This window comes from Poseidonibacter sp., from assembly GCF_041821165.1.
Taxonomy (GTDB): Bacteria; Campylobacterota; Campylobacteria; order Campylobacterales; family Arcobacteraceae; genus Poseidonibacter.
The window spans coordinates 1-7369 of sequence record NZ_JBGUES010000115.1 but is presented as its reverse complement, the minus strand read 5'-3'; the positions used below and the strand labels follow the sequence as shown (position 1 = coordinate 7369).

At 26.2% G+C, this 7369-nt stretch carries 5 protein-coding genes; all 5 read right to left on the bottom strand.

Annotated features, from left to right (window positions below; translation table 11 throughout):
- A partial coding sequence (locus ACERKK_RS09210) for a biotin/lipoyl-binding protein (protein ID WP_373772791.1) occupies positions 1–764 on the bottom strand: 764 nt, incomplete at its 3' end.
- Positions 757–2925: a type I secretion system permease/ATPase gene (locus ACERKK_RS09205; RefSeq protein WP_373772790.1), complete on the bottom strand. Its 2169-nt coding sequence runs from the start codon at positions 2923–2925 to the stop codon at positions 757–759. The genes ACERKK_RS09210 and ACERKK_RS09205, both read right to left, overlap by 8 nt.
- A gap of 30 nt (positions 2926–2955) precedes the next feature.
- Positions 2956–4776 carry a TolC family outer membrane protein gene (locus ACERKK_RS09200; RefSeq protein ID WP_373772789.1) on the bottom strand — a complete coding sequence of 607 codons (1821 nt, stop codon included), beginning with the start codon at positions 4774–4776 and terminating at the stop codon, positions 2956–2958.
- A gap of 152 nt (positions 4777–4928) precedes the next feature.
- Positions 4929–6329 (bottom strand): HD domain-containing phosphohydrolase, encoded by a 1401-nt coding sequence (locus tag ACERKK_RS09195; RefSeq protein ID WP_373772788.1) that lies wholly within the window; start codon positions 6327–6329, stop codon positions 4929–4931.
- On the bottom strand, positions 6313–7369 hold a 1057-nt coding region (locus ACERKK_RS09190; protein WP_373772787.1), incomplete at its 5' end, for a methyl-accepting chemotaxis protein. The genes ACERKK_RS09190 and ACERKK_RS09195, both read right to left, overlap by 17 nt.

The window sequence follows — 7369 nt, the reverse complement described above, 5'->3', positions numbered from 1 at the left end:
ATTTTATTTTTAGCTTCTTCAATTAAAGATTGTGTTTTAGGAATTGACATTCGAACCAATGCTAACTCTTTTCTTATATTATTTGCTTCTCTTTTTAATTTTAAGAAATCAACTTTTGATCTTACTTTTTTTGCAACTAAAGGTGCTGCAATTCTTACTTCTTCTTGAATTAAGTTATACTCTCTACTTAAATAATTTATATTGCTTTTTGCTGTAAGATAATCATTTTCTTTTTGTTTTAATTGTTCTTGTAATCCATCAATCTCTGAATTTAATTTTAATTTATTTATTTCGTATAAGTTCTGTTCAAGTGGAATATATGTACTAACGTCATTATCTTTAAATTTACTTACTAAAAATGGTTTATCATTAGCTTCTGATGATAATCTAATTACTTTTGCCATTAATTCTAAAGATTTTAAATTCATTGATTCATAATCAGATTGTGATTTTTGGTTTTCTATTTTTAATAAAATTTGGCCTTTTTTTACAATATCTCCATCTTTTACTAAAATACTTTGAACAATTCCACCCTCAAGATTTTGAATCATTTTATTTTCACCTACAGGCACTACCTTACCTTCACCTCTTACAATTTCATCAATTTGTGCATAATATGCCCATGTAATTAAAAGAGCTACTGTAATAATCCAAAACCATAAAACAATTCTTAGTTTTTTAGGACTTCGTTCTAAAACAGCTGAACTTAAACTATTCATAAATTCATAATCTTCTTGAGTATAGTTATATTTTTTATTATTCATAACTAGCTCCTGTTTGCGATAACTGTTTAATTACCTCTTCTTTTGTATCATTTAAATACACTTCATTATTACTTAAAACAATAATTCTATCAACCATTTGTAATAATGACATTTTTTGTGTAACTAAACATAACGTTTTATTTTCTAAAAAACCTTTTAAATTATTCATAATATTTTGTTCTGTTTGTCTATCCATTGCATTAGATGGTTCATCAAAAAACATAATTGGATTATCAAATAAAACTGCACGTGATATTCCTACTGATTGGATTTGTCCTCCTGAAAGGCCTTCTCCATGTTCACCAATTTCCATATCGTAACCTTTTGGATGTTTATTAGCAAACTTATCTACACATGCAATTTTTGCAGCATTAATCATTTTTTCATCACTAACATAAGAGGCTCTAAAACTGATATTTTCTTTTAATGTTCCATAAAATAGCGCAACATGTTGAGAAACATATCCAGTATTTTTTCTTAAATCAGCAGGATCAATTTGGTTTAAATCAATATCATCTAAAAGAATTGTTCCAGAAGTTGGTTCATATAATTTAAGCAATAGTTTTAAAATTGTACTTTTTCCTGAACCTATTTTTCCAAGTATTGCTACATGTTCTCCTGGATTAATTACAAAAGAAACATTTTTTAAAACCTCTACATCTGTATTTGGATATTTAAAATATACATTTCTAAACTCTATTCTACCTCTAAAACTTGGATAAGAAACAAAATCTTTATCAACAGGTCTTTCTTCACTTCGATTCATTATATCATTAAGTAATCCATAGGTATTAGTTGCATCTTCATAATTTGTAATTAAAGCTGCTGCTTGTCCCATTGGAGCTACTGCTCTTGAAGATAGAATAACTATTGCTATTAATCCTCCCATAGTTAATTCAAAATTTTGAATTAAATATACTCCAAATATAATTACAGCCACTGTATTTAATTGAATTAATAAAGCACTTATTAAAGGAATTGAGTTTGATAACATTCTTGATTTTAAGCCTTTTTGAGCAATTCTTCCACAGCTTTCTTCCCAATCCCATTGAGAGCTACTTGAAGTACCAAGACTTTTTAATGTTTCAAGATTATTTAATACTTCAATTAATATTGAATTCTTTTTTGAAGCAATTTCATTTATACTTTTAATACTTTTTTGGATTGGACCTTTTAGAATTAATGATATTATTAATAATAACAAAATTATTACAATTGGAACTATTACAATATTTCCACCAATGTAATATATTACTAATATAAAGATTATTGAAAAAGGTAAATCAATAAATGAAACTAAAGTAGCATTTGTAAGAAATCCTCTAATTAAATCAAAGTTTTTTAAATTATTTGCAAAAGCACCTATTGGTTTAGGAATCTCTTGTAATTTTAAGCCTAATATTTTTTCAAATATTAAAGAAGACATAATTACATCACTTTTCCTTGCTGCAATTTCTAAAAAATATGTTCTTACTAATTTCAAAGATATATCTAATAAATATACTAAAAAAACACCTGCTGCAAAAAACCATAATGTCTCAATAGCATTATTTGGAATAACTCTATCATAAACACTCATTGTAAATAAAGGAGTTGCTAAAACAAAAAGATTTACAAGTATTGATGCAAAGATTACATCTCTATAAATACTTGCAGATAATTTTATTGTACCCCAGAACCAATGTTTTTTTTCATAATTGATTTTTTTATCTACTTCAGCTGTTTTAAAATTAAAACCTCTTTTAATTAAAATAGAAAAACCTAAATACTCTTTATTAATAGTTTCAATATCATGCCATTGTTCAACAATCTCATCATCTAATGAAGAAATAATTTTAATTTGTTTTCTATCAGGAGAAAATGAATCCAATAAACAAGCATTTTTATTTGATAATAAAAGGATCAAAGGAAGTTGTAAAGATGAAATATCTTCAATTCTTTTTTCTATTATTTTTGTCTTTAATCCTGCATGAGAAGCAGCTCTTGAGAATAAACCTTTAGAGTTTCTAACTGAAAAAAGTTCTGGATTTTCATTTCCCTTTTCAATTGGTAAACCAAATGTTAAAGACTCTTTTGTATAAGGTTTATGATAAAATTTTGTATAAACAACCAAGCAGTCAAGTAAAGAATTCAAGCCTTGTTCATTATTATACTCTGTCATTACTGACTCCTTGTGTTTACTATATCTTTCCTAATTGTATGATTTATATAACTGTTGAGTTACAAATACATCACTAATATAAGGTCTATGTACATCTAGTGATTTAGGAAATTTTGCTAATGCTTTATATGCTTCTTCTTTTGTTTTATATACTTTTAATCCAATTATTTTAATATATTCTCTTTTGAAAATTGGTGTTAAATATGCAAAAGATACATAGTTATCTTCAATATTGTATTTTTTTACAAATCTATCAACACCTACTTGTGATGAATATGTTGCTAAATTAAGAGTATAACCACTTGTTGCACTTAAAAACTCTTCTTCAAAGTACTCTTTTGAGGGAGCTACTTCTATTTTACTTTCAACAACTGGAGAGAAAATAGCTTCTTTTACTTCATTTTTACAACCATAAATATCAACTGATAAACCAAGAAGTGAATTATCACATAAATCATCTACTCTATTATGAACTTCATCTCTATCTCTATCTTCATAAATTGGGTAAGGATCATTTGTTACTACTTTATAATCAGCTGTTGTAGGCGCATAAAATTTAGCAGAATCTTTTCCAAAAAGACTGTTAATTAATTCACCCATTGAATCTAAAATTCTATATTTTGAAAATAACCAATCATGTGATGCAACAATATATTTATTTCTAGCAGAAATATAATCATCTTGTGCAGTTAAAAGGTCAATTAAAGTTCTTGAACCATCTTCAAACTCTTGTGTATATAAATCTAAAGTTGCTTTACTTTCTTTTTCATATGATTTTAAAAAACCTAATTGTTTTTCAATCATTACATAAGCAGACCAAGATAATTGTAGACCTTCTATAATTTGTCTTTTAATCTCTCTTTGATTTTCAAACTCTTGCATAACGTTAATTTTATTTTGTTTTACTTCATTAACATTTGCATTACCTCTATATAGATTTTGTTTGAATACTAATAGTGCAGAATAACTTCTACTATGTCCTGGTTCAGCACTTGTATTTTTATCTAAGTTATACTCAAATTGGAAATCTAAAGTAGGTGAGAATTTACTTTTACTTTGTGCTAATGCTGCTTTTGAAGCAGTTATATTGTAATCCGTAACTAGTAATGATGGATTTGCATCAATTGCATGAGATGCAGCTTCATCCATACTTTGAGGTAATAAAAACTCAAATTTTGGTAAAGTTAGTTCAGAATGATTTATTCTTCTTCCTAATAATTTACCTAAACTAAATTCAGCATCCATAAGATTATTTTGATGTGTTAAGAAATTAAATTCTGCAAGTTGTAAGCTTGAATCAACTTTTTTTACATCTGAAAATGCACCTGAACCTGAATCACTTAGTTCTTTTGTTTTATTTAAAATATCACGAGTTAATGCAATATTCTCTTTTTCTAATGTATATAAATCATAATATTTTAATACATTAATGTACTCTCTTACTACATTAAATGCTACATCATTTGTTTTTTCAACATAATTATATGCAGCAGCCATAACTCTTGCTTGTTCGTAATTAACTCTATTTCTTGTACCAAAACCATTAAATAGATTTTGTGTTACGCTTAAGGTATTTCTATAAATATGATAACCTTCTGCTTCAAATGGAGTAGTCGTATGCTTTTCTAGTGTTCTTTCGTAACCAATACTACTAATAAAATCAATAGATGGAGCATATTCTGATTTTGAAATTTTCAAATCATACACTGTTTTGTCATAGTTTTTAAGTCTCTCTAATACCACAGGATTAGTTGTTAACACATCATCAAGTACTTTGTTAAGTGTCATTGCTTGAAGATTTAATGTTGAAACAACCGAAAGTAAGAAGAGAGAACAAGCGATATTTTTCATAATAAGCTCCTTAATATTCAATTAAGCTTTGTATCTAAACAAAGTATACTCCTTGAAATATTAAATTATTATAAATTAATAATGAGTTATTTGAGATTTATCTTTTTTTAAGTTATTTATTGTAGTAGAAGATTAAAAGAGAAAATACTCTTCTAATCTTGATATTTCTTTCTAGTTTCTAAGAATATATTTTTATTTGTCATAAATAGTTCTATTAATTCTGGGTCAAAATGTTTACCTTTACCTTCTTCAAGTAATTTAAATATTTTTTCATCTTCCCATGCTTTTTTATATACTCGATTACTTCCTAATGCATCAAATACATCTGCAATTGCTGTAATTCTTCCATATATATGTATATCTTCACCTTTAGTACCTTTTGGATACCCACTTCCATCATATTTTTCATGATGTGTTAATGATATTATTGCTGCTGCTTTTAATATTTCTCTTTGAGAACCTTTTAATATGTTGTAACCAATTTCTGCATGAGTTTTCATAATATCGAACTCTTCAGGTGTTAATTTCCCAGGTTTTTTTAAAATATGATCAGGTATTCCTACTTTTCCTATATCATGCATTGGTGAGGCTGTAAATAAAATATCTGCTTCTTCTTTCTTTAGTCCATATAACAGTGCTAAATCTTTTGAATATTGAGCAACTCTTTTTACATGATGCCCTGTTTCTTTACTTCTTGTTTCTCCAACTTCACCCATTTTATAAATGATTTCTCTTTGTGTATCTTCTAACTCTTTATGTAAAGAAAATAATTCACTTAAGTTATGTCTAATTGCCATAAATTCAACAACATTATCAAATTTATCTTTTATTGGAATTATTGTTGTATTTACCCAATATGATTTACCATTTTTATTTCTATTTTTTACTACACCCTTCCATATTTTTCCTTTTGTAATATGATTCCACAAGCTTCTAAATACTGAATCAGGTGTATCTGGATGTCTAATAATATTATGCTTTTTACCAAGAAGTTCATCTTTTGAATATCCTGATACTTGACAAAACATATCATTAACATAAGTTATTCTTCCCGATAAATTTGCTCTTGATAAGATATTACTTTCATTAATTGCTAATTCATACTCTTTTGCTAGAGTTAAGGCATGAGTTAATTTATGTACTGTATTTGTTTGAGTATGTCTTAATTTTATTTCTTGAATAGTTCTAAGAACTTCTTGATGTAATTGTTTTTCATTTATTGGATTTAGAATATAAGCGTTAACACCAATTAATAAACAATCTTTTAAATAGTTAGAATTATCAAAATTTGAAATAACCATTATTGGAATAGATTTATTTAGTTCTTTTATCTCTTTTAAAAAAATAATATCATTTTCATTTTCAATATTTACAATTATTAAATCTATTTGTTTTGTTTTTAATATAGCAAAAGCATCTAAGCTATTCTTATAATCTAAATTAAAAAATAATTCTCTAAAAATATTAATTAATTTAATATCATTATTATTTTCTATTAATAAAACATTTAACTTCTGACTAAAATATAATATATTATCAATTTGCTCTTGCATAAATATCTTCTTTTCCAATAAATTTTATTTTTTTGCTATTTTCTACAATTTCTATTGAAACTTTATTATTCTCATTTGCTACAGTTTTAACATCAAAAGCAATAGCTGCATTACTTTGAACTTCTTGGTCAATTTGATTAATTGCATCACTAATTTGAGAAATACCTGTCTCTTGTTCTTTTGAAGAATCACTAACTTGATGAATAATCTCAACAGTTTTATTAATATCTTTTATTAGATCTTCATATCCCAAATTCATTTGATTTGCAATATCTTTACCTTTTTTTGTTTTCTCTTGTAATGTTTTCATTAAAGATTCTATCTCTTTTGCAACCTCAGCACTTTTATTTGCAAGGTTTCTTACTTCTTGAGCAACTACTGCAAATCCTTTGCCAGCTTCTCCTGCTGTTGCTGCTTCTACTGCTGCATTTAATGATAGAATATTTGTTTGAAAAGCAATTTGAGAAATTTGATTAACTGATTCAAAAGCCTTCATCGTAGATTCATTAATATCATCCATAGCATCATCTGTATCTTTTGCTAAAGCAGAACCTTTTTTTGATTCTAATTGTACATTTGTACCTAAATCTAACATTTGATTTACATACTCTAAGTTATTTGACATTATTGAATTAACTTCAACAATTGCAGCTGCTGTTTCTTCTATTGATACTGATTGTTCTTGAGAAGATTCAGATAATGAATTTGCTTTTTGTGTTAAAATTTTTGATTGTGCTTCTAATTTTAAACCTTGAATATAATTTAAGGATACTTGCTCTGTAATTTTTTCTTGTAAAGAGTTGATTCCTTCAAAAAGATTTTTAAATCCTCCACCTAAGAAAATACTTGAATCTATTTTATTTAAATAGTTTTGTTCTTTGTACTCTTCAAGAACTTCTAAGGCATTGCTTATTCCAATATTTAATTTATCAAACATATCGTTTAAACTTTTTGCTATATAATTTATTTTATTATCATCTGATACAGACGTAATTTTATCATCTGTATATCCATCAGATATCTTTTCACAAGCAAGCATA

Excerpts from the sequence above, each read along its gene's own strand:
- ACERKK_RS09200 (WP_373772789.1), bottom strand. The coding sequence starts at position 4,776 with ATGAAAAATATCGCTTGTTCTCTCTTCTTACTTTCGGTTGTTTCAACA.
- ACERKK_RS09195 (WP_373772788.1), bottom strand. The coding sequence starts at position 6,329 with ATGCAAGAGCAAATTGATAATATATTATATTTTAGTCAGAAGTTAAAT.
- ACERKK_RS09205 (WP_373772790.1), bottom strand. The coding sequence starts at position 2,925 with ATGACAGAGTATAATAATGAACAAGGCTTGAATTCTTTACTTGACTGC.